The organism is Pararobbsia silviterrae (genome assembly GCF_003628125.1).
In the GTDB taxonomy this organism is placed as follows: Bacteria; Pseudomonadota; Gammaproteobacteria; order Burkholderiales; family Burkholderiaceae; genus Pararobbsia; species Pararobbsia silviterrae.
This window is the reverse complement of sequence record NZ_RBZU01000025.1, coordinates 1,289-22,141: the sequence shown is the minus strand read 5'-3', so window position 1 is coordinate 22,141 and position 20,853 is coordinate 1,289. Positions and strand designations below refer to the sequence as shown.

The 20,853-nt window shown below is 64.8% G+C and carries 21 protein-coding genes and 1 tRNA gene; 8 read left to right on the top strand and 14 right to left on the bottom strand.

Features of this window, described 5'->3' with window-relative positions; all coding sequences use genetic code 11:
• Together D7S86_RS29715 and D7S86_RS28560 are read right to left on the bottom strand one after the other, a co-directional pair.
• On the bottom strand, window positions 1-996 hold a 996-nt coding region (locus D7S86_RS29715; protein ID WP_158602121.1), incomplete at its 3' end, for a hypothetical protein.
• A 413-nt stretch (window positions 997-1,409) separates the two neighbouring features.
• Window positions 1,410-1,838 carry a hypothetical protein gene (locus tag D7S86_RS28560; RefSeq protein ID WP_121091521.1) on the bottom strand — a complete coding sequence of 143 codons (429 nt, stop codon included), beginning with the start codon at window positions 1,836-1,838 and terminating at the stop codon, window positions 1,410-1,412.
• Between the two features lie 223 nt (window positions 1,839-2,061).
• On the opposite strand from D7S86_RS28560, the gene D7S86_RS28555 reads away from it, so the two are divergent.
• Window positions 2,062-3,738 carry an EAL domain-containing protein gene (locus tag D7S86_RS28555; protein ID WP_121091520.1) on the top strand — a complete coding sequence of 559 codons (1,677 nt, stop codon included), beginning with the start codon at window positions 2,062-2,064 and terminating at the stop codon, window positions 3,736-3,738.
• Here D7S86_RS28555 and D7S86_RS28550 read toward each other — a convergent pair.
• Window positions 3,647-4,741: a calcium:cation antiporter gene (locus tag D7S86_RS28550; RefSeq protein WP_121091519.1), complete on the bottom strand. Its 1,095-nt coding sequence runs from the start codon at window positions 4,739-4,741 to the stop codon at window positions 3,647-3,649. The two genes, D7S86_RS28555 and D7S86_RS28550, sit on opposite strands and share 92 nt — an antisense overlap.
• 366 nt (window positions 4,742-5,107) lie before the next feature.
• Here D7S86_RS28550 and D7S86_RS28545 point away from each other — a divergent pair, with 366 nt between their 5' ends.
• The 3 genes from D7S86_RS28545 to D7S86_RS28535 are packed head-to-tail and all read left to right on the top strand — an operon-like array spanning window position 5,108 to window position 7,141.
• Window positions 5,108-5,476, top strand: coding sequence for a response regulator (locus D7S86_RS28545; RefSeq protein ID WP_121091518.1), 369 nt, complete (start codon window positions 5,108-5,110; stop codon window positions 5,474-5,476).
• On the top strand, window positions 5,469-6,074 hold the full coding sequence (locus D7S86_RS28540; RefSeq protein ID WP_121091517.1) for a chemotaxis protein: 606 nt from the start codon (window positions 5,469-5,471) through the stop codon (window positions 6,072-6,074). The genes D7S86_RS28545 and D7S86_RS28540 overlap by 8 nt, the downstream gene beginning before the upstream one ends.
• Window positions 6,071-7,141 (top strand): sensor domain-containing diguanylate cyclase, encoded by a 1,071-nt coding sequence (locus D7S86_RS28535; RefSeq protein WP_121091516.1) that lies wholly within the window; start codon window positions 6,071-6,073, stop codon window positions 7,139-7,141. The genes D7S86_RS28540 and D7S86_RS28535 overlap by 4 nt, the downstream gene beginning before the upstream one ends.
• A 62-nt stretch (window positions 7,142-7,203) precedes the next feature.
• On the opposite strand, the gene D7S86_RS28530 is transcribed toward D7S86_RS28535, so the two are convergent.
• From D7S86_RS28530 to D7S86_RS28515, 4 genes are all read right to left on the bottom strand, one after another.
• Complete coding sequence (locus D7S86_RS28530; RefSeq protein ID WP_240648452.1) at window positions 7,204-7,413, bottom strand: hypothetical protein; 210 nt, start codon at window positions 7,411-7,413, stop codon at window positions 7,204-7,206.
• A gap of 405 nt (window positions 7,414-7,818) precedes the next feature.
• Window positions 7,819-8,145, bottom strand: a complete 327-nt coding sequence (locus D7S86_RS28525; protein WP_121091525.1) for a hypothetical protein — start codon at window positions 8,143-8,145, stop codon at window positions 7,819-7,821.
• Window positions 8,146-8,457: 312 nt separating this feature from the next.
• Window positions 8,458-9,207: a peptidoglycan DD-metalloendopeptidase family protein gene (locus D7S86_RS28520; protein ID WP_121091524.1), complete on the bottom strand. Its 750-nt coding sequence runs from the start codon at window positions 9,205-9,207 to the stop codon at window positions 8,458-8,460.
• Window positions 9,208-9,419: 212 nt separating this feature from the next.
• Window positions 9,420-10,334, bottom strand: a complete 915-nt coding sequence (locus D7S86_RS28515; protein ID WP_121091514.1) for an aldose epimerase family protein — start codon at window positions 10,332-10,334, stop codon at window positions 9,420-9,422.
• 867 nt (window positions 10,335-11,201) lie between these two features.
• On the opposite strand from D7S86_RS28515, the gene D7S86_RS28510 reads away from it, so the two are divergent.
• Together D7S86_RS28510 and D7S86_RS28505 are read left to right on the top strand one after the other, a co-directional pair.
• Window positions 11,202-12,044 (top strand): undecaprenyl-diphosphate phosphatase, encoded by an 843-nt coding sequence (locus tag D7S86_RS28510; RefSeq protein ID WP_121091513.1) that lies wholly within the window; start codon window positions 11,202-11,204, stop codon window positions 12,042-12,044.
• A gap of 304 nt (window positions 12,045-12,348) precedes the next feature.
• Window positions 12,349-12,425: transfer RNA gene (locus D7S86_RS28505), tRNA-Arg, on the top strand.
• Window positions 12,426-12,556: 131 nt separating this feature from the next.
• Here the strand turns inward: D7S86_RS28505 and D7S86_RS28500 are convergent.
• From D7S86_RS28500 to D7S86_RS28480, 5 genes are all read right to left on the bottom strand, one after another.
• A complete protein-coding gene (locus D7S86_RS28500) occupies window positions 12,557-13,168 on the bottom strand; it encodes a hypothetical protein (protein ID WP_121091512.1) in 612 nt (203 codons plus the stop codon).
• Between the two features lie 419 nt (window positions 13,169-13,587).
• Complete coding sequence (locus tag D7S86_RS28495) at window positions 13,588-13,800, bottom strand: DUF1653 domain-containing protein (protein WP_121091511.1); 213 nt, start codon at window positions 13,798-13,800, stop codon at window positions 13,588-13,590.
• 93 nt (window positions 13,801-13,893) lie between these two features.
• On the bottom strand, window positions 13,894-14,757 hold the full coding sequence (msrA, locus tag D7S86_RS28490; protein ID WP_240648451.1) for a peptide-methionine (S)-S-oxide reductase MsrA: 864 nt from the start codon (window positions 14,755-14,757) through the stop codon (window positions 13,894-13,896).
• A 36-nt stretch (window positions 14,758-14,793) separates the two neighbouring features.
• Window positions 14,794-15,471 carry a response regulator transcription factor gene (locus tag D7S86_RS28485; RefSeq protein WP_121091509.1) on the bottom strand — a complete coding sequence of 226 codons (678 nt, stop codon included), beginning with the start codon at window positions 15,469-15,471 and terminating at the stop codon, window positions 14,794-14,796.
• 32 nt (window positions 15,472-15,503) lie between these two features.
• Window positions 15,504-16,103, bottom strand: coding sequence for a DUF5666 domain-containing protein (locus D7S86_RS28480; RefSeq protein WP_121091508.1), 600 nt, complete (start codon window positions 16,101-16,103; stop codon window positions 15,504-15,506).
• 232 nt (window positions 16,104-16,335) lie between these two features.
• On the opposite strand from D7S86_RS28480, the gene D7S86_RS28475 reads away from it, so the two are divergent.
• Together D7S86_RS28475 and D7S86_RS28470 are read left to right on the top strand one after the other, a co-directional pair.
• Window positions 16,336-17,007 carry a heavy metal response regulator transcription factor gene (locus D7S86_RS28475; RefSeq protein ID WP_121091507.1) on the top strand — a complete coding sequence of 224 codons (672 nt, stop codon included), beginning with the start codon at window positions 16,336-16,338 and terminating at the stop codon, window positions 17,005-17,007.
• A gap of 5 nt (window positions 17,008-17,012) precedes the next feature.
• Entirely contained in the window at window positions 17,013-18,503 is a 1,491-nt protein-coding gene (locus D7S86_RS28470) for a heavy metal sensor histidine kinase (protein WP_121091523.1), read from the top strand.
• 83 nt (window positions 18,504-18,586) lie between these two features.
• On the opposite strand, the gene D7S86_RS28465 is transcribed toward D7S86_RS28470, so the two are convergent.
• Both D7S86_RS28465 and D7S86_RS28460 read right to left on the bottom strand, forming a co-directional pair.
• Complete coding sequence (locus D7S86_RS28465) at window positions 18,587-19,597, bottom strand: purine-nucleoside phosphorylase (RefSeq protein ID WP_121091522.1); 1,011 nt, start codon at window positions 19,595-19,597, stop codon at window positions 18,587-18,589.
• A 628-nt stretch (window positions 19,598-20,225) separates the two neighbouring features.
• The gene (locus tag D7S86_RS28460; RefSeq protein ID WP_205962906.1) at window positions 20,226-20,723 is read right to left on the bottom strand and encodes an ATP-grasp domain-containing protein; all 498 of its coding nucleotides are present in this window, start codon (window positions 20,721-20,723) and stop codon (window positions 20,226-20,228) included.
• Window positions 20,724-20,853: the final 130 nt, after the last annotated feature.

Here is a 20,853-nt window from a genome sequence, read left to right as displayed (position 1 = left end):
GCCGCCCATGCCGCCGGTGCCGCCCGCACCGCCTGCGCCGCCCGCACCGCCGGCACCGCCGCCGCCGCCCGCGCCGCCTGTGCCGGCTGTCGCCGTGCCGTTGCCGCCCGTGCTCGTCGCCGTGCCGGCCGAACCCGCACCGCCGGTGCCGGAGCTGGCGCCGCCCGTGCCGGCGCCGATCGACGAGTTGCCGGTGTTCATGCCGGTACTCGCCGAGGTGCCGCCGCCGGAGCCGCTTGCGCCGCCGCCCGTTGCGCCCGACGTCGAGCCCGCGCCCGCGCCGCTTCCGGTCGCGCCGCCGGCGAGGCCGCCCTTGCCGCCGGAGCCGCCTGCGCCGCCGTCGCTACCCGTCGAACCCGAGCCGCCGCCACCGCCTTTGCCGCCCGCGCCGCCGGTGCCGCCCGTCGAGAGCGCGTATCCGCCGGTGCCGCCCGTGCCGGCCGTCGCGCTGCCGTTCGTGGCGTCGCCGTTCGACGAATTGCCGTTGCTGGCGGAGCCGTTGTTGGCCGAACCGCCGGAACCGCCCGCGCCACCGGCGCCACCCGCGCCGCCGTCGCCGCCATAGCCGTCGCCGCCATAGCCTGCGCCGCCCTTGCCGCCGCTGCCGCCGTTCGCATTACCCCAGATGCCGGCGTTGTTGCCGATGCCCGAGACGTAGATATTCGAGACGGTGCCGTCGAGCTTGCTTAGAGCCAGTGCTTTATTGGTATTGAACGAATCCGCGACCGAGCTGCTCGCGTAGCCGCCATTGTTGGCGGCGGAACCATACGAGGCCGCATAGGCGTCGCCCGAGTTGCCGCGGTCGTCGCCTGCGCTGCTGTCGTTGTTTTGATTGGAGTTGTCGGATGAGGCGGAAGAATTGTCGGCGGCCGAATTGCCGCCCCCGCCTTGCGACGTCGAGGTGCTTGCCGACCCCAACAAGCCGCTGTTCGTGCTGCTACTGTCGGCCAGCGCGGGCGCGCTGAAGCCGAAGGCCAAACAAATGGCCGTTGCCATTAATGTTCGAGTCATGGTCGAGATCTCCCGTGAAAAGACGGCTCGTTGCGGTCGGATTGGGCACCAACCAGCCGTTCTCTCCTGCATAGAAAACGCCAGAAATCGGGAAATCGCTTATAAGTCCATGAATCGACGAAAAAATAATTTAATTCGCAATTTACGCAAAAAAAACGAGTGTATTAAGCAGATTTCAATTTGTTTCAGAGGCGCACAGGGGGGCGCTTGATGAAATCGTTCGCGCGATCCGCGCGTGGGCGTGTAGATCAAGCCAATTCAAGGACTTGCCTCGCTTGTCTCGCACACAAGGTGAAGGGCAAAAACGTTTCAGATTTGAAGCACGCGTTCGTTGGAGGCGGTTGTTCGTGCCGCGCCGTGTGGAGATCGATCGCACGGGCGCGGCGATCCGCCGCGTGCTATTTGACGGTCGCGCGGCGCGCGAGCATGGCCTTGTCGAATTCGGCCGTCAGCGTCGTCAACGCCGCGACCAGATTTGCCCGCTTTTGCGCGAGGGATAGTCCGGAACCTTGTGTGACGATCGTCGAGTCGCTCGCATGAGGACTAAGATAATGTCCATCCGGCAAGCGCCGCGCCAGCTCGAGCGACAGATAGACGGCTTCCTGCTGGTTGCCGATGTCGCGCGAAAACGCGGTCACGCGAATGCCGTAGTCGTGTTCGGGGAACACGGTGTCGAATTGCTTGCTCAGTCCGCGTGTGAGCAGACTGCCGACATCCTGCTCGGTCAGCGGGACATTCGTGAGGTGCGTGGTCGCGTCGAAGGCGAAGCTCGCGCAGCTCAGGCTTGCAAGCACGATACCGATGAGCAGTCGTCGGGTCGTGCGCATATCAGAAAACTCCGGTCATAAAGGGAGCCCGTCGCGAGACGAGGCAGGGTTCGACGAACCCGAGGGCAGGCGAAACGGTATCGCAATCGGCGATCGTTGTCTGTCGGAAGGCGTCCGTCATGAAGATTCCAGCTCGCGCGACGGCACGCCGTGACGTCATGACGCCTTCGCGTCACGGCGTATCGGGTGAAGCGCCCGAGGGGAAACAAGGGATACCGACCTCATGCCCGCAAAAGCGAAACGCAACCTGCTGATTCTGCTGGCCGCCGTGCTCGTGCTGATCGTCGTGCTCGGACCCTTGGGCCTCGGCGTGTTCGTCGCGCAGCGCACGTCCGAGAGAAGCGAGTACGCGAAGCTCGGCGTGCGCGCCGATTATGCACTCAAGCGCGCCGATACGGTGGCGTCGAATCTCTACGGCGTGCTGCGTGAACTCGATCAATGGAAGGGCGAGCGCTGTACGCCCAAGCATCTCGACCATCTGCGCGACCTCGCGCTCGAAAATCGCTTCGTCCAGGACGCCGGGGTGTTCGCCGACGACGGCCGATGGCTGTGCTCGTCGCTCGTCGGCGTCTTGTCGGGCAGCGCGCCTCAGGTGTCGCCGCCCGACTGGCGCGGCGACCACGGCATCGTCGGCTGGTTCAAGATGCCGCGCCTGAGCCAGGCGGCGTCGACGCGCCGCACGCTCGTGCTCGGGTACGACCATTTCTATGTCGAGCTCGATCCCGACGTGCTTGTCGATGCGATCGACGACTACGACCGCGGCATCGGCGTGTTCGTGACGACCCCGCCGCATCTGGTCGCCTGGAACGCGGTCGCGAACCCCGAGCGCCTGCAAGCCGCGTTCGACAGCGGCGGCGTGGTGCCGGGATCGGACCGGTTCTATGTGATCCGGCGCTCGCGCGTGCTGCCGATCGCGGTCGTCGTCAGCGAGCCCAAGTCGCAGTTGCTTGTCGTCTGGCGCAACAACGTCTGGGGATGGCTCATCGCGAGTCTCGCGGTCGGCGCCACGCTCGCGTGGCTCATCATTCGCGTGTTCCGTGCGCGGCTGTCGCTCGACGGCGAGCTGCGGCGCGCGATCCGTCGTGATGAGATCGGCGTCGCCTACCAGCCGATCGTCGATCTCGAAACGCGCGCATGCGTCGGCGCCGAAGCGCTCGCGCGCTGGCATCTGCACGGCGCGGCCATCGCGCCCGACGTGTTTATCGTCGCGGCCGAACACAACGGACTGATTCGGGCGCTGACCGATCGCGTGCTCGAACGCATCGTGCGCGAGCTCGGCGATTTCCTCGAGGCGCATCGCGACTTCTATGTGTCGATCAACGTCAGCGCCGAGGACCTGACCTCACGCCGTTTCCTCGACGTGCTCACGCGCACGCTCGGACGGACCGAAATCCGCGCCGCGCAGATCCGGATCGAGGCGACCGAGCGCGGCTTCATTGACGCCGATGCGGCGCGCGAAGTCCTCAAGGCCTTTCGCGAAGCGGGCCATCCGATCTATATCGACGACTTCGGTACGGGCTATTCGAGTCTCTCGTACTTGCAGACGTTGCCCGTCGACGTGCTCAAGATCGATAAATCGTTCGTCGACACGATCGGCTACGAGGCTGTGTCGAGCAGCGTGGCGCCGCACATCATCGAGATCGGGCGCGCGCTGGGACTCGGCGTCGTCGCCGAAGGCGTCGAACGCGAGGACCAGGCGCGCTATCTGATCGAGCGCGGCGCGCGCTATGCGCAAGGCTGGCTGTTCTCGAAAGCGTTGCCGGCCGAGGCGCTCGTGCGCTTCGTTCAGGGGCCGGCCGCCGTCGCCGCTACTGAACAATCGTCAGGAACAGGAAGACGAGGAAGAGCACGAGATGCACGACGCCCTGGAGCACCGTCGTCCGGCCAGTCCCGAGTGTGATGACGCCCGTGAACAGCGTGAGCGCGAGCATCACGGTTTCCTTCGGATCGAGCCCGAGCATCAGCGGCTTGTCGATCCCGACGAACAGGAACGCGACGGTCGGGATCGTCAAGCCGATGCTCGCGAGCGCCGAACCGAGCGCGAGGTTGAGGCTTGTCTGAAGCCGGTCCGCGCGCGCCGAGCGCAGCGCCGCCGTACCCTCGGGCAACAGCACGAGCGCCGCGATCACGATACCGACGACCGCGGCCGGCATGCCCATCGTGCGCACCGCATGCTCGATCGACGGCGACAGCGTCTTCGCGAGACCGACGACTGCGATCAACGCGACGAGCAGGAACACGCTGCTCGCGATCGTGACTTTCATGCCGGGCTTCGGCGCGGCGGCTTCGAACCCGGGCGCTGCGACGTTCTCGACAAGGAAGTAATGCCGATGCCGGATCGTCTGCACAAAGACGAAGGTGCCGTAGAGGATCAACGACACGACGCCCGCGAAAATGAGTTGCGACGGCGACAGGTACGGGCCCGGCACCGTGCTCGTGTAGTTGGGCAGCACGAGCGTGAGGACGGCAAGCGAGGCGAGGACCGCGAGCGCGGCGCTCGCGCCCTGGAGCTGGAACCCTTGTTCGCGATGCCGGATGCCGCCCACGAGCAGACAGAGGCCGACCATGCCGTTGCAGACGAGCATGATCGCGGCGAACACGGTATCGCGCGCGAGCGCGGCTTTCTCGGGCCCGCTCGTCAGCATGACCGACACAATCAGCGCGACCTCGATAATCGTGACCGCGACCGCCAGCACGAGCGTGCCGAACGGCTCGCCGACGCGATGCGCGATGACCTCGGCGTGATGCACGGCCGAGAAGACCGCCGCGCCGAGAAAGATGACCGCGAGCGCAATGCCTACGGCGTTGATCGGGCCGAATTGCTTGAGGACCAGCACGACGATGGCAAGGACAGGCAGGATCCAGGTCCAGGCGGGCAGTTTGTCCGTCGACGGGGACGCCATTGATGATCACTCCGTGGTTGCGAATCGAACGAGGGGAACGGCAAGGGTCTGACGCACAGCACGCATATCGTACCGTGCGCGTGAGGCGGCGGGTCGTTCGGCGCGTGGCGCGGCCTGCGCGCGGGGGATCGGCCGCGCGCGGCGGCGTGCCGGCATGATTGCCGATTGTTGCGGCAATACGCCGTCATCGACGCGAATTCCGTAAGTCGATAATGAAATCCCTATAATGCGACGCATGTCACGTTTTCGAGTGAATTTCATCATTCGGAAAATTGAAAAAAATGCGGGTTCGGGGCAAAAGTTTTGGGATGGCGTGCCGTTATCTTCTGAGTGCACGTCCGTCCGGTCCCGTATCGCTTAGACTCCATGGCTCTTCCGATCCTCGTCGTCGATGATTCCGCGCTCGCGCGTAAGGTGTTGACCAAGGCGCTTCCTGAAGATTGGGACGTCGAGGTCTTCTATGCGTCGAACGGCGTCGAGGCGCTCGCACAGTACCGCGACGGCCATGCGTCGGTCATGTTTCTCGACCTGACGATGCCTGGCATGAACGGGTATGAGGTGCTTGATGTGCTCAAGCAGGAAGAGCTCAATACGTTCGTCATCGTGGTGTCCGCCGATGTGCAGACCGAAGCCCAGGAGCGTGCGAAGGCAGCGGGTGCGATGGCCTTTATCCAGAAGCCCGTGACCCGCGAGAAGCTGTTGCCGGTCCTGAAGGAATACGGAATCTATGGTTGACTGCGCGTTCACCGAGGAACAGCGCGACGCGCTGCAGGAAGTTGCCAATGTCGGCATGGGGCAGGCCGGCGCGCGCCTCGCGCGCTTGCTCAATGCGTTCGTTGCGCTGTCCGTGCCGCGTATCCGCGTGATCGAGCGTGCGGAGCTGCTCTCCGCGCTCGAAGACATGACGTCGTTCACGGGGACGGTGACGGCCGTCCGGCAAGGGTTCAAATCCGATATCAACGGCGAAGCCGTGGTGATTTTCGACGGCGACGGCATCCGCGAGATCGCGGCGGCCTTTTCCGACGAGGACGAGAACGACGAAACCGAGGTGGCCTACGAGGCCGCGAATATCCTGATCGGCGCATGTCTCGCGTCGGTGTTCGAGCAGCTCAATTGCGCGCTCACGTATTCGGCGCCGCGGCTCATCGGCCGCAATATTCCGCTCGAAGCGGTCGTGCAGCCCGATACGCTGCACTGGAGCGCCGCGCTGCTGCTCGAAGTCAACTTCGCGCTCGAAGGCCGCAGTTTTCGCGCGCACCTCGTGACGTTGACGGCCGATGAATCGATTGTCCGGCTGCGCGTCGCGCTGGACGACTTGCTGGCGAGCATATGAAGGATTTGTCCCGGGCTTTATCGGAACTGGTTGTCGAGCGCGTCGGTTTCGGAATCTTCGCCGTCGATCGCGATTTCAATCTGCTGATGTGGAATCGCTTCATGCAGGACTACAGCGGCCGTTCTCTCGCGGACGTCGTGGGCCGCAATCTCTGGACATGCTTTCCCGATTTGCCGCACGGCTGGCTCAAGCGCAAGTTCGACAGCGTGTTCGTGCTCGGCAACTATGCGTTCAGCTCGTGGGAACAGCGGCCGTTTCTGTTCAAGTTTCGTCATGACCGGCCGCTGTCGGGCAGCAACGGGTATATGCAGCAGGACTGCACGTTCATGCCGCTCGTCGAGGACGGCCAGGTCGTGGCCGTGTGCGTGACGCTCGCGGACGTCACCGAGTTCAGCATTCTGCAGCGCGAGCGCGAGGCCGCGCTCAAGCTTGTGCGCGCGAACGCCGATCGCGACGGGCTCACGGGCATCTACAACCGCCGTTATTTCGAAGAGCGGTTGAGCGTCGAGTTCGATCAGTGGCTGCGGCATGGCGCGGATTCGCGCGCCGAGGCGAACGAGGACGGCGCGCGTGCGGTATCGGACGAGTCGCCGTCGGCGACGCAAACGTTACCGGAACGCGCACAGATCGCGGACGACGCGCCGCCGGTCCCGCATCAGCGTCTCGCGTTGCTGATGTTCGATATCGATCACTTCAAGCGCATCAACGACGAAAACGGCCATCTCGCGGGCGATATGGTGCTGCGCGAAATCGCGGCGCGTCTGCCTGAGGTGTTGCCGCCTTCGCATATCTTCGCGCGGTACGGCGGAGAGGAATTCGCGGTGCTTTTGCCGGACTTGGGTCTCGACGAGGCGATGGTCGTCGCCGAGCAGGTGCGGCGGGCGATTTCGGAAGATCCGATCGAGAACGGCGACGTGCGTCTGTGGACCACGGCGAGCCTCGGGGTGTCCGTGGTTCGCGGCGCGTTCACGCACTACGAGATGTTGATCAACGAGGCCGATGCCGCGTTGTATGCCGCGAAGCGGCAGGGCCGCAATCAGGTCGCGGCGTTGCGTATCGGCGGCTGAAGCGGCTCAGGCGGCTAAAGCGAACTCAGGCCGCGAGGCACGCGCGCCTGACGCAGTCTGCGTCAGGCTACGCCGAGGCGCCGCAGCACGGCGTTGCCTTGCTCGGTCAGCCGATACTCGGAGGACGGACTCGGTGCGGTCATGCTGACGGCTTCGATGAGGCGCTCGGCGCGCAAGGCCTCGAGATTCGGATTTGTATTGGCGACCTGCGCCGGCGAGTGGAGCAGGATCAGCAGAGTGGCGAGTTCGTGTGGGCTCAGCAAACGCGGCATGATCATAGACCTCTTACAAAAGCGTGCTTCCGTTTCAGAGTCGCCATGATGCCCGAGCGTTTTGACGCGCAGGCTACAAGATGTTGCGAACTTGTGTCGTCCGGTTACGACCGCGCGCATGACCTGGATGCCGGTCACGGAACAGCTATTTCAACGACTGGATGCCCATATCGGGACGCGCGCGGCAATTTCAAGCGTGCCGTACGGTAACGGGCGTCGCTTAAAGCCGGCTTAAGACCGAACTGAGGCCGAACTGAACCGGACTTGAAGCTGGCGCCAAGTCCGCTGAATGTCCGCTGCGTGTCCGCTTGGAGTCCGCTTGAACTCCACGTAAAGGACACGGAAGCCCGCGTGCCTTTCAGGTGCGTAAGGGCCGCGTCCGCATCGCGCGCCGACGCGCGGCTTTCATTGCTTGCACTTGATGACGAGCGAGCGCGTCTTGACGTTCTCCGACAGCACGCCGCCGAGCGATCCGCCCGCGGTCGCGCCCGTGTCGCCGTCCTTCGAAATGACGTCGTAGCCATAGGCGCCGCACGCTTCGCCGGCTTTCTTGTAGCACTGCGCCCAGGTCGAGCCCGAGGTGTCGCCGCTGCAATTGATCGTGAAGCCGATGTCGCCGCTCGGCAGATAGGTGCGTTGCATCGAGTCGGTACTGCAGCCGCCGGTCAGGCCGCCGACGCAGAGCGCCGCGCATAGCGCGAGCGCCGCGCGTACGCACGGGTGCGAGCGCACATGATGCGCGGCGTCGGATAAGCGCGGATCGAAGCGGGCCCGCGCGCGGGTGTCTGTATCGACATGCGGGTCGGAACGACGCAACGCGCTGAGGCGTGTCTGAAAGCGCGTCTTGCAGCCAGTCTGAAAGCGAGTCTTGAAGCGAGCCGCAAAGCGAACCTCGACGGGGGACTCAAAGGGACACTGAAAGGAAGTCTCGCGGAAAGTCTTAGAGGGGGCGTGTATGCGTTTCATCGAGCGCGCTCCGGGCCGGTTCGTCAAGAAGGTGCGTCGCAGCGGCGAGCGCCGCGCGCACGACCGGGCGCGCGACGGCTAACGGGGCGGCAGGTAGCGCGTCGGATCGATCGACGTGCCGGCATAGCGGAGCTCGAAATGCAGCTCCATGCGGTCGGCGTCCGTATTGCCCATTTCGGCAATCTTCTGCCCTTGTTTGACCGTATCGCCTTCACGGACCAGCAGTGCGCGATTGTGCGCATAGGCGGTCAGAAAATCCGCGTTGTGCTTGACGATCAACAACATGCCGTAACCGCGCAGCCGATCGCCCGCATAGACGACCGTGCCGTTCGCCGCCGCGACGACGGGTGTGCCGTCCGAACCAGCAATATCGATGCCTTTGTTTCCGTTGACGCCGAAGGTCCCGACAATCGGCCCTCGCGCGGGCCAGATCAGTGCGATCCGTGCGCTCGCGGGCGGCGGTTTCGGCGCGTATGTGGACGCGGATCCCGCCGACGAGGTGGCGGGTGCGGGACGCGTCGAGGCGCGCGGCGGCGGCGCGCTTGCGCTGCCTGAGTCGACGCCGGCCGTGCGCACGGGCGCGCCGCCCTCGGGCGGCGCCACGCGTAGCACCTGGCCGACATCGATATTGTTCGGGTCGGACAGATTGTTCCAGCGTGAGAGGGCCGCCACCGACGTATGGTTGCGCTCGGCGATATGCGACAGCGTGTCGCCGCGCTCGACGCGGTAATACCCAGGGCCGACGGGCGCCGACCCGCAGGCCGCCAGCAGACCCACAATCGCGAGCGCCGAGACGCATGCGATTCCCCGCAAGACCTTTATTCTCATTGTCGACAGCACAGCGGCCACCGCATGGATGGCCACGTTATTCGAAAGACACGATTCTACCGGTCGTCCGCTGTCTCGAATCATCGCGCCCGAGCGGGCGCCATGCGACACGTACGACACGTACGACATGCGCGACACGCACGATTCGCCCGATTCACGAGGGAATCGATGACGCGGTCCGCGAGCGCGCGCTCCGATGCGAGCAGACGGCGTTACGCGGTGAAGCGCGCGGTCAAGCGCAGCGTGGCCGTTTCGGTCGCGCCGGGCGCGATCCAGCGCAGGCCCGCGCCATTGTGAATCGCATCGGGCAGGCCGAGCCACGGTTCGACGCAGAAGAAGTCGGAGGCGTCGTCCTCGGTCCAGGTCGTGACGGCGTACCAGGGCGCCGGCGACGCACGCAGGTCGAACTCGACGGTGCGGCCCAGCGACGGCGTGCGCAGGTAGGCGATCCGCTCGGCCGCGGGCACGGCATCGATGACGTGAAAGCGATCCTGGATGCGCGCGTCGTCGAGTCGGTAGGTGCGGTCGCCGGGCTCGGGTGCGCTCAACGCGCCGTCGGCCTGATGAAAACGGCGCACGGTCGGCGGCAGGTCGATCGTCGTTTCGCCGCGCAGCGCATGCGGCAGCACGAAATAGAAATGATGGCCCGCGTAGTAGGGCAGCGGTGTCGCGCCGCGGTTCTCGGTCACGAGCGAGACTTCGAGCGTGTCGGCGGAGATCAGCGTGTAGATCGCCGAGAATGCGAAGGCGAACGGATAGACCGCACGCGTCGCGTCCGAGTCGGTCAGCGTCATCGTGACGCTGGGTGTCGCGCTTGCCGCGTCGATCTGCGCCGAGAATACGGCGTCGCGTGCAAAGCCGTGCGCGGGCAGCGCGTAGACCGTGCCGTCGCTGTCGCGCCAGCGGCCGATTTCGCCATCGACGCGGTGCCGGCCGAGAAACGGAAACAGCAGCGGATTGCCGCCGCGAATCTTCGCCGGACGCGACCAGTCCGCATCCGAGGGCCAATGGATCACGTCGCGACCGCCGACCTCCCAGGTCAGCAGTCTGCCGCCAATGTGCGGTGCGGCGCGCAGGCGCGTCGTGCCGAGTGTCAATTCGAGGATGTCGTGGCCCTGAAATGTCATCGCGAAGGAGTTCCGTAAGAGGCGTGCGCCGGTATGAAGTCGACTCGACAAAAGCCCGACAAGGATACCGGATGCGCCCCGCCGAGCGTGGGCGCACGACTCCGTCCCACGCCGGCATCGGCAACGGGCGTTCGCGGGTAGCCGCCATCGCCGACGCGCCATCCGAAGCTAACCGCTGACGGGCGAGATGTGGCCACACGCAGACACGGCGATACGGTGGGATGACGCGAAGACGTGGCGGCGCGCGGCGACATTCTGTCCGCTCGCGACGCGGCGCGGCCCTTACGATGCGCTGCGTGGGTCGAGCGGCGCGTGTGTCACGCGCGGCGAATCGGGCGCGCGGCGGCGGGCCGCAAATGTGGCGGACAGACACGCGAGTAAGCGCGCATGCGCGCGGACACGCGGGCAAAAAAAAGCCCGCTCTCTTTGGAGCGGGCTAGCAACTTCCCCGTAGCATTGTCGTTGATGCGCTCGGGACCGGCGGTCGATACGGCAGTCGACCTTCATGCGCGCGGTGACCACAATGTGGGAACGCAGCGTCTTCGATCCAATCCGGAGCGTCGTGGCGGGAGGACCCCTGCCACAAGATGACGCGTATTGTGCCGTGAATGTCGTGCCCCGCGTGCGGGAGATATTGGGGCTGTAGCACATCCACAACTCGGGAATCGCGAACGTGGCGTGCCGTTCCATTTCGCGGTTCGTCGCGCCGCACGGTCCGCGCGCGGCCCGCTTGGCGCGTGGGGTGACGGCGGGCATAATCGTGCCCACCTTCGGCTCCGGATTCCGATTGCGATGCGCATCGGGCCCATTATTTTTGAGTTGACAGACGGTCTGTATTGATCCCTTCCTGAAAACGAGGACTCTCGCGTGACACTCGCATTCCTGCTTTTCCTGAGCGTCCTGCAAGGCGTGACTGAACTCTTCCCCGTCAGCAGCCTGGGCCACACCTTGCTCGTGCCGGCGTTGTTCGGCATGCATCTCGACAAGCACGCGCCGCAGTTGATTCCGTTCCTCGTTGCGCTGCATCTCGGCACCGCGCTCGCGCTGCTGTTGTACTTTGCGCGACGCTGGATCTCGATCGTGCGCGGCTTCTTCGGTTCGTTCACGGGGCGCGGCGGCGAGGACGGCCATATGGCATGGGCGCTGATCGTCGGCACGATTCCGACGGGCCTGATCGGGCTTCTGTTCGAGAAGAAGATCGAAAACCTCTTTCACGACATGCGTATCGTCGCGATCGCGCTGATCGCCAACGGCGTGCTGCTTTGGCTTGGCGACAAGATCCAGCGACGCACGGCATCGCGCATGCTGTCGTCGCCGAGCCGGCTGACGCTCAAGCAAGCCGCGCTCGTCGGCATCGCGCAGATCGGTGCGTTGATCCCGGGCTTTTCGCGCAGCGGTTTGACGATGATCGCGGGCGCGCGCGTCGGTTTGTCGGCGGAGAAGGCCGCGGAATTTTCGTTCTTGCTCGGCACGCCGATCATCCTTGCGGCGGGCGTGCTCGAACTGCCGAAGCTGCTTCACGATCATGCGCAACTGATGGACGCGCTGCTCGGCGGCGCGCTGACCTTCGTTGCCGCGCTGCTGAGCATCACGTTTCTGATGCGGTATTTCGAAGGGCGCGGCCGGTTGTCGACGTTCGGCGTCTACTGTCTGATCGCGGGCGCGCTGTGCCTCGGCTGGTTCATCCTGCATCCCGAACTCGCCGGCTGACACGCAACCCCGGTCGAGGGCGTCCGAGCTGGGCGCATTCGATCGCGCGTTTGATCGAGCGTTTAATTGAGCTTTTGTTAAGCCTCCGTCCATGGGCGAGCGGTTCGTCGGGCGAGATGCATCGCGGGCTCGACCGCGATCGCCCAGGCCCTGACGCGCAGGTTCGCCGGTCATGGACTTCCGTGTAAAATCGCGGACTCGTTGCGTTGCTCGATGTCGTTCGGTCTGTGGGTCCATCGGCCCGTCAGACTATCGATCCACCGGGCGCGTCACGAGGTTCGCCGATGCGAACGGATGCACCGACGCGGCAGTAGCTCAGCTGGATAGAGCAACGGCCTTCTAAGCCGTAGGTCGGGGGTTCGAGCCCCTCCTGCCGCGCCAGTCTTGGCGTGCCCGCCTCGTTGTCCCGCCTTGCAGTCCCTGTCTGCTTACTCGTGCCTGCTTTTCGTGCCTGCTTATGCGCCGCGTGCTGATGACCGCGTGCCTATGGCCGCGTCATTCTCCCGGCTTCACTATCCCTTTCCCATCCGCTGGACCGTTCGACCGGGCGTCATGACTTCGACGTAGCGCGGCAAACGGCTGCCCGGTAAGCGTGCCGGCAGCGGGACGACGTTCGTCGTCTCCGTCGCGCGTTGCGCCGCCGCATTGCCGCGATGCAAAGGCAGCGGCGGCAAGGCGACATCGTCGATCTCGACCGCCGTTTCGCTGTCCGAGTCCGTCGCGCGCGTTTCGATTCGCACGGGGGGCGTGTCGTCATCTTCCCGGCGCGCCGGCGGCGAGGCCGAGCGCGGTGCATTGCGTGCGGGGTCGACGAGCCGCACGACGGGACCCGCGAGCGATTGGCACGCGGCAACGCGACATTCGACGAGCGCGAATGCGGAGACCGGATTCGCGCTCGTTTCTCGCAGATGTTCGATATGGCCGAAGAATTCGCGGCCGGCGTTGTCGTACGTGAAGGGATGGGTCGACTCGCCGAGCTCGATCGCGCTCGTCGCGCTGAACACGCACGCGAGCAGGCTCGCCATGCAGAACAGCGTCAGGGTCGTCCGTGTATGGCCGTCGTCGGCCGTGTCCGCCCAAGGCTGCTGGCCTGCAGCATGGCGGTCGTTCGCGTCAGAGATCATGAGCGTCGTTCCCCGAATCGATCATGTCGTTGCGACACGGCTCACGAAGGCTCTGTGTTGGCCCGCTTGTACGTGCGGCGTGTCATCCGGCAGGCAAGCGTGCGGCCCGGCTCGGGTGCGACACGGCTGCCTTGCGCATGCGCCTCGTCGTGCACACGCAAGAGACGATGCGGGAACACGAGGCGGCGAATGCGATGCGCCATCATGCGCGTATTCAAAGGGGGCGTGTGTGGCATTCCCCACGTAACGATCCGACAATCTCAAGCGTTCAAACGCCGGCTCGCGCGGCTGCCAGCGACCGCTGTCGGGCACCGGTCGGTGATCGGGCCGCGTGGGTAAGTGCCTGCTTAGGCGGCGTATGCCGACGGGCCTTCTTGTGATGATCGGTAAGACGGCGGCCGCGCTGCGAAGGCTTCCGGCTAAAGCGGCTGGAATCGTACCGTGCCGTCTTCGAGCCGGCCGTGAAACATGTCCGCGGGCCGAACCCAGAGACCGCGCTCGTGCGGCCATAGATGTTCATAGACGACGAGCGGTTCGAGCGTTTCCGAATGCTTCGCCGTGCCGATGACCCGATAGAGGCCACCTTTGTAATGACGATGCGTCGCGAGTGCGAGTGCTTCGGTTTCGGTCATGCGCGTTTCTCCCGTGGAAAAGCGCGCATGGTAACGCGAGGCCGCGTCTGCGAACCTCGATGACGTGTCACTCGCGGTCCCTGCGCACATCGACTATTGCGCTGCGACATGCGTGGTCGGCGTGGGTTCGCGATAGAGCGCGGGGAAGCGCGCGCGCAGCGCGTCGAGTTTCGGCGCGTCGTTGGCGACGATGTACGGCGAATCGGCGTGCCGAGCCATGTAGTCCTGATGGTACGGTTCGGCGGCGTAGAAGCCCGTATAGGGTTCGATGTCCGTCGCGATCGGCGCGCGATAGACGTGCGCGCGTTCGAGCTGCACGAGGTACGCCGACGCGATGCGTCGCTGCGTATCGTCGCGCGCGAAGATCGCGGACCGGTATTGCGTGCCTTCGTCGTCGCCTTGCGCGTTGCGCGCCGTCGGATCGAACACGACCGAGAAGAAGACCTGCAGCAAACGACCGTAGCTGATTTGCGCGGGATCGAAGGTCACTTCGACGGCTTCGGCGTGACCTGTGTCGCCGTCGCTGACGCGTTCGTAATGCGCGGTCCAACGACTGCCGCCCGAATAGCCCGACACGACGCGCGTGACGCCGTGCACATGCGACAGCACGCCTTGCACGCCCCAGAAACATCCGCCCGCGAGGACGGCGACTTCGGTGTGCGAGGTGTTGGCGGGTTCATCGATCAGCGGCGCGGGCGCGCTGACGCTCGCGTCCGCGCCTTGCGACGCGTGTGCGTCGGGCAACCCGCCAAACGTCAAGGCGAGCACGAGTGCGCCATACGTCCAGATGCGCGGCGGCCGCACGTGGAGGGCGCCACGTGCGTGTCGCACGCGTGCTGCAACGTCGACGAGGCCCGCTGCATCGCGCTGTGTCTGCGCGAGCCGCGCGGTGTCGCTGAGCGCCCCGTCGCGGACGGCGTCGCGTGAAGCTACGTTAAACATCGATCGATACGACATGATGCAGTCCTTGACCCAAGCGCCGGTCGTGCGCGTTCAGCCGAACGCGTAGCCGGATCCGCGTATGGTCTTGAGCAGCGGATGCGCGACGAGCCCCTTGATCTTCTTGCGCAACTGGCCGACGTGGACATCGACGATGTTCGTGCCCGGATTGAAGTGATAGCCCCATACCGCTTCGAACAAGCGCGTGCGCGTGAGCGTCTGGCCGGCGTGACGCATCATGTACTCCATGAGCCGGAATTCGGTCGGCTGCAAGGGCTCCATACGGTTCTCGCAGCGAATCGTGCGATTCAGCAGATCGAGTTCGAGCGGACCGACGCGCAGCGTCGTCTCGCGTAACGCGAAGGCCGCGTCCGGCCTGCGGCGCAGCACGACCTCGAATCGCGCGATGACTTCGTCGGTATGAAACGGCTTGACGACATAGTCGTCCGCCCCGGCGCGCAGCGCACGAATGCGGCGTTCGAGATCGTCGTCGCCGAGCAGGGCGACGGGCGTCTGCAATGCCGCGGCGCGGATCGCATCGAGCATGTCGAGACTGTCGAGTCCGGGGTTCAGGCGGCCGATCGCGATCAGTTCGTGCGTGCCCGACAGGGCCATCGCGCGGCCTTCGATGCCGTCTTGCTGCCACGTCACGCGATGACCGTGCCGTGTGAGCGCGTGCGCGAGGGGCGCGCCGAAGGTCGGATCGGATTCGACCACCAGAAGGGTTGCCATAGTCGTGTTCCTCTGTCGGGACGCGCGCGCCGTTACATCGGCGGCACGAGCCCGTGTTCGCCGACCGATACCGTCTGTGCGCTCAATGCGCCGTCGCTGCCGCGGTGCGCGAACACCATCACGTGGGCGCCCGGCACGAGCAGCGTGCGATCGCCCGGCGCGATGCGCACGACGGGCACGCCCGCCGGAACGGCGATCCGTTGTTCGCCGCCGCGATAACGGACCGTGATCGTGCGGCCCTGACTGACGACGAGGTCGCCGACGGTGCCGTTCGTCATCGATCCGTTTTCGCCGAGATCCCAGGGGCGATGACCGTCGCCGGCGCCGCGCAGGCTTTCGTCGAATACATGGACTTCAAGCGCGCGCAAGGTGCCGTCATCCTGCGGCACCGCGGCCGTGCCGACGTAGCTGCCCGCCTTGATGTCGGCCAGATCCGCCTGTGCGACCCGCGCGATGCGCGTATCCTGTTCGAGCCGCACGTCGAGAGGCTCGCCCATATTGGGTTGCACGCGTACGCTGGTCGGCGAGACCGCGACGAGCGTGCCGCGGATGCGCATCATGGCCATCGTGCCTTGCGCATGCGCGAATGCGCTGACGCCGCACAGCAAGGTGGTCAGCGCGATCGCGCGCATGAGTCGTACGGCGCGTACGAATCGTGCGATTTGCGATGCCGATCGGTGTGCGCGAGCAAGGGTGGCGGACAGCATGGCGGGCCTCATCGATGAGTCGGGGATGACGGCAGATTAGGCGTGCGCGGGCGTCGCATGCATGACGCGTTGGTGACAAAAAAGTCATCTTTTTCGTGCGACGCGCGGACTAGAATGGCCGCTGAAACTGTTGACGCCATCGCATCGGACGGACCTTATGAGCATCCTCGTCATCGAAGACGATCCCAAGACCGGCGACTACCTGAAGAAGGGTCTCAAGGAGAGCGGGTACGCGGTCGATCTCGCGCGCACGGGGACCGATGGCTTGCATATGGCGCTCGAACATCCGTACGAGCTCGTGATTCTCGACGTGATGTTGCCGGGTCTCGACGGGTGGGAAGTCATGCGCGCACTGCGCGCGAAGCGCGATTTGCCCGTCATTTTCCTGACCGCGCGCGATCACGTGAACGACCGCATTCATGGACTCGAACTCGGCGCCGACGACTATCTCGTCAAACCGTTTTCGTTTACGGAGCTTGTGCTGCGCGTGCGTACGCTGTTGCGTCGCGGTGTCGTGCGCGAGGCCGATTTTTTCGAGTTCGCGGATCTCAAGCTTGATGTGCTGCGACGCAAGGTCACGCGTCAGGGTATCGACATCACGCTGACGAACAAGGAATTCATGTTGTTGCATCTGCTCGTCAAGCGGCAGGGCGAAGCGCTGTCGCGCACGCAGATCGCGTCGGAAGTCTGGGACATGAATTTCGACAGCGATACGAATGTCGTCGACGTCGCGGTCAAGCGCTTGCGCGCGAAAGTCGACCAGCCTTTTGAAAGGAAGCTGATTCATACGGTGCGCAGCATCGGTTATACGTTCGGAGACGGGTCGTGAATCTCGTGCGGCTGTTTCGTTCGCTGTCGTTGACGGCCCGCACGACGTGGCTCGTGAGCCTCAGCGCGCTCGTGATCATGAGTCTGCTCGGCTGTTATCTCTATCAGTCCGCGCGGGCCGCGGTCGAGAATCATGCGGTAACGCAGGCCGCCGGGCGCGCCGAGCACTATCGTCATTTGATCGACGACGCATATACGGTCGCTCAGCTCGAACAGCGACCCATGCTGTTCGAGACGATGCTCGGCGCCGAGCAGGACGTGCTGCTGTTCCGGCGACCCGGAGAGGCGCCGTTCATTCATGTGAATCCGGCAGGCATTCCGGTGCCGAAGACGCTCGTCGCCGTGCCGGTCGGCGAAGGGCTGACGCGCGCGGATGTCATGCACGACGTGCTGCCCGACGGCACGCCGGTCATCTGGGCCGCGGCGACCGCGAAGACGAATCAGGGCGGCGATGTCGTCGAGGTCATCGCGGGGCATCCGATGTATCACGAGCAGCAGATGCTCGATACGTATCGCGCGCGGATCTTTCTCGCGATCGGCGCGGCGGTCGTGATGTCGACGGTGCTCGGCTATCTGCTCGTGCGCAGCGGATTGTCGCCGGTGCGCGAGATTGCCGCGCGTGCGTCGGACATCACGCCCAAGAATCTGGCCGTGCGATTGAGTGTCGAGACTGCACCGCTCGAGTTGAGACTGCTGACGCAATCGTTCAATGCGATGCTCGATCGGCTCGCCGATGGGTATCAGCGCTTGCAACAGTTCTCGGCCGATCTTGCGCATGAGATACGCACGCCGATCGGCGCGCTGATCGGCACGACGCAAGTGACGCTCGGCAAGACGCGCGATGTCGATGAATATCAGGCCGTGCTCGAATCGAATCTCGAGGAGCTGAACCGGCTCAAGAATATTGCCGAGAACATACTGTTTCTCGCGCATGCGGATCATGCGACGCTCGCGGTCGAGCGCGTGGAGATTCCGATTGCGGACGAACTCGGCCGGATCGCCGATTACTTCGAGGGGCCGGCCGACGAGCGCGGGCTGCGATTCGAGGTCGACGCGTCGGGTGTCATGTGGGCGCAGCCGATGATGTGCCGGCGCGCGATCAATAATCTCGTCGTCAATGCGGTCCGGTATGCGCGCGAGGATACGGTGATCCGGCTCGCGGGATCGCAGGATGCCGAGGGCGCGACGGTCGTGGTCGAGAATGACGCGGACGCGATCGCGCCCGAGTATCTCGCGCGTCTTTTCGATCGCTTTTATCGAGGCGATGCGGCACGGAGTCAATTCACGGAGTCGAACGGGCTGGGGCTTGCGATCGTGCGCGCGATCATGGGTTTGCATGGCGGCACGGCGAAGGTCTCGTGTCCGCGGGCGGACCGGATTCGCTTCGAGTTGCGGTTTCCCGGCGGGCCGGCCGCGTCGACTGTCGGCGAGACGGCGTCTCATGTCGTGACGGAGCGTGCCGCCGCGGTGCAGTCGGCGGGCACGGCGCCTGTTTGAGCGGTCTCGGATCGTCGAGACGCGTGCCGCCGAGGTGTCATGTGTCTCCGATGATCGAAGGCACGTGTTTTCGCGTGGCGGATTTATTCTCCGGGCACGCCGTTTTTCCATTGCGGCCAATGCGTGGTGATCTCGGCGACCAAGGGCGAGCCGGCGCGGTAAAGGTTTTCGACGGCGGGTCCGAAGCCGCCTTGCTGCTGATAGTTGAGCAGGTTGTCGACATCGCTTTGACCGTCGTGGGGGCGATCGAAATCCGAGCCCGTGCGCAGGACGGCGACGCGCGCGACATCGACCCATCCCGCCGCGTTGGCGCGCTTGAGCACCTCGAATGTCGCGTTGTCTTCTTGTTGCGTCGTGCAGTAGGTGCCTTTGCCGTCGGTCAGCAGCTTGGTCCAGTCGCGTGCGCGCTGTCCGATGAGGTTGCCTGACCACCATGTGTCGCCGGCAAGGGTGTCGCATTGCACGACCGACGGCGGCTGATTCGCGGGTGCGCTCGCGTACTGGGCGCGCGCGGCTTGAGCTTCGGGGCTGTCCGCGAGCGAGACGTGTCGTGACAGCGAATACGCGCGGTCGACGAGGCGATCGTTCAGATGGAAGACTTCGGTGCGGTAATCGAGGGGTGGCTTTTCGTCGGGATTGTGGGTGTTGATGCCGAGAAAGCCCGATTTCCACGAGGGCGGCGCTTCGCGTGCGTCGAGTTCCCACTGGATGCCGAAGTCGACGAGATAGCGGGCCCAGGCCGCGGTGCCGAGCGTGCCTTGTTGCGGATCGATACCCGCGATGCCGGCGACGAGAAAATAGGTGCGTCGGAGATCGAATTGATGCGAGTAGACCAGCGCGGCAATCGATGCGGCCGCATTTGCATGTCCCATGCCGGTCGTGATCTGGCAGATGTCAGAGGCATTGCAGTGCACGGCGGGGTAATCGGGCGAGAGACCGGGGACCGGCGTGTTCTCCGTGAGTTTGAGGCGGTCGATCCAGATCTGTCCTTCGGGCGCGAACATCGAGATGATCATGACCTTGACCGCGCGATGCGCGGCGGGCTTGACGGCCGCGGGCGCCTGGGTTGCCGAGGCGCGGGCGAGCGACGCCATGCCGAAGGTGCTGAAGGTGCCGATGAGCGCGCAGGCGAGCGTTGCGCATGCGTGCGCGATGGCGCGGTGTCGTGGTGCACGGAGGCGGGGCATCGGGAGCATAGGCGGCGATCTCGTTTCGTGGATAGGGCGGTCTCGGTTTTGCGGTGCCGCAGCGGTATGGGGCGGGGCGTGCGGATTGCGTCATGGCTTTATCGCTTGACGACGCCATCGCGCTAACGATAGTTGAACGGAAAAGGCGCGGCTAGAGGATGTCGAGGGATTGAGGCGGGGGATTGCGCGCCCGGAATTGAGGCGAGGAGGTCGCGTACGACCTCTGGGTGAGTCGAAGCGCGGTATCCAATGCGAGTCCCCGGGGCCGGCCTGGTCACTGACCGTAGCGCGAACCCAAGTGCAAATCCAGCCCAGACCTAGACGCTAACCGACGCACAAACGCACGCGTAGACCTAAAGCCCAAAGCCGAGCTAAAGCTCAATCTCGGGCGTTAGCCGAAGCGCAAGCGCATTCCTAGACCTAGGGCCTAACCCAACCCCGAGCTCAAATACCAACCGAAGCGAGATGGCGGGCTAGCGATGTGTCCGTGACGAATGCGATTGGCGTCTATCGGTGGCGTCGTGCGAGTCCGAGATCAATGCCGCGCACGGCGGCTTTCGATGAGCTGCGCGAAGGCATCGACAATCGCGTCCACGTAAGTGTTTTTGTAGGCGAGCGGACTAGCATGAGGCTCAGGGTGGACGAGCATTGTCGCGTTGGATTCGAATACGAGCACGCGGCCATCGGGCATCAGAGAGAAATCGATCCCTGCGTAATCGAGATCGAGCCGCTTCGCGATGTTTTCGAGGGTGGCGAGCGCATCGGTGCCCAGCGCCTTGGCGGGATCCTTGAGGAAGGCACGCTCTTCTTCGAGTTTCCAGGGGGCCGGAAGCATGTCCGCGGTGACGTAATGGACGAGCCAGTGATCGGAAATCGCGAGGTGGTAGGGATAGGGCTTCCGATCGACAAAGATCATGCGGTACTTGCGGAAGTAGCCATCCGCCGAGCGATAGTCGCAGAACGCGGTCGCGTAGACGGTGTCGGCTTGGGTGAGTTCGCTGCGCTCGATGTCGGCGCGCGTGTGCGCGAGCACGACGCCTTTGCCGCCATGTGACGCCGGCGGACGCAGAATGACGGGAAAGGGCAGTCCGGCGCGCGCGATGGATTCGGCGAGCCACGATGCATCGAGCGCTTGACCGCGCGATATTCGATTCACATCATTG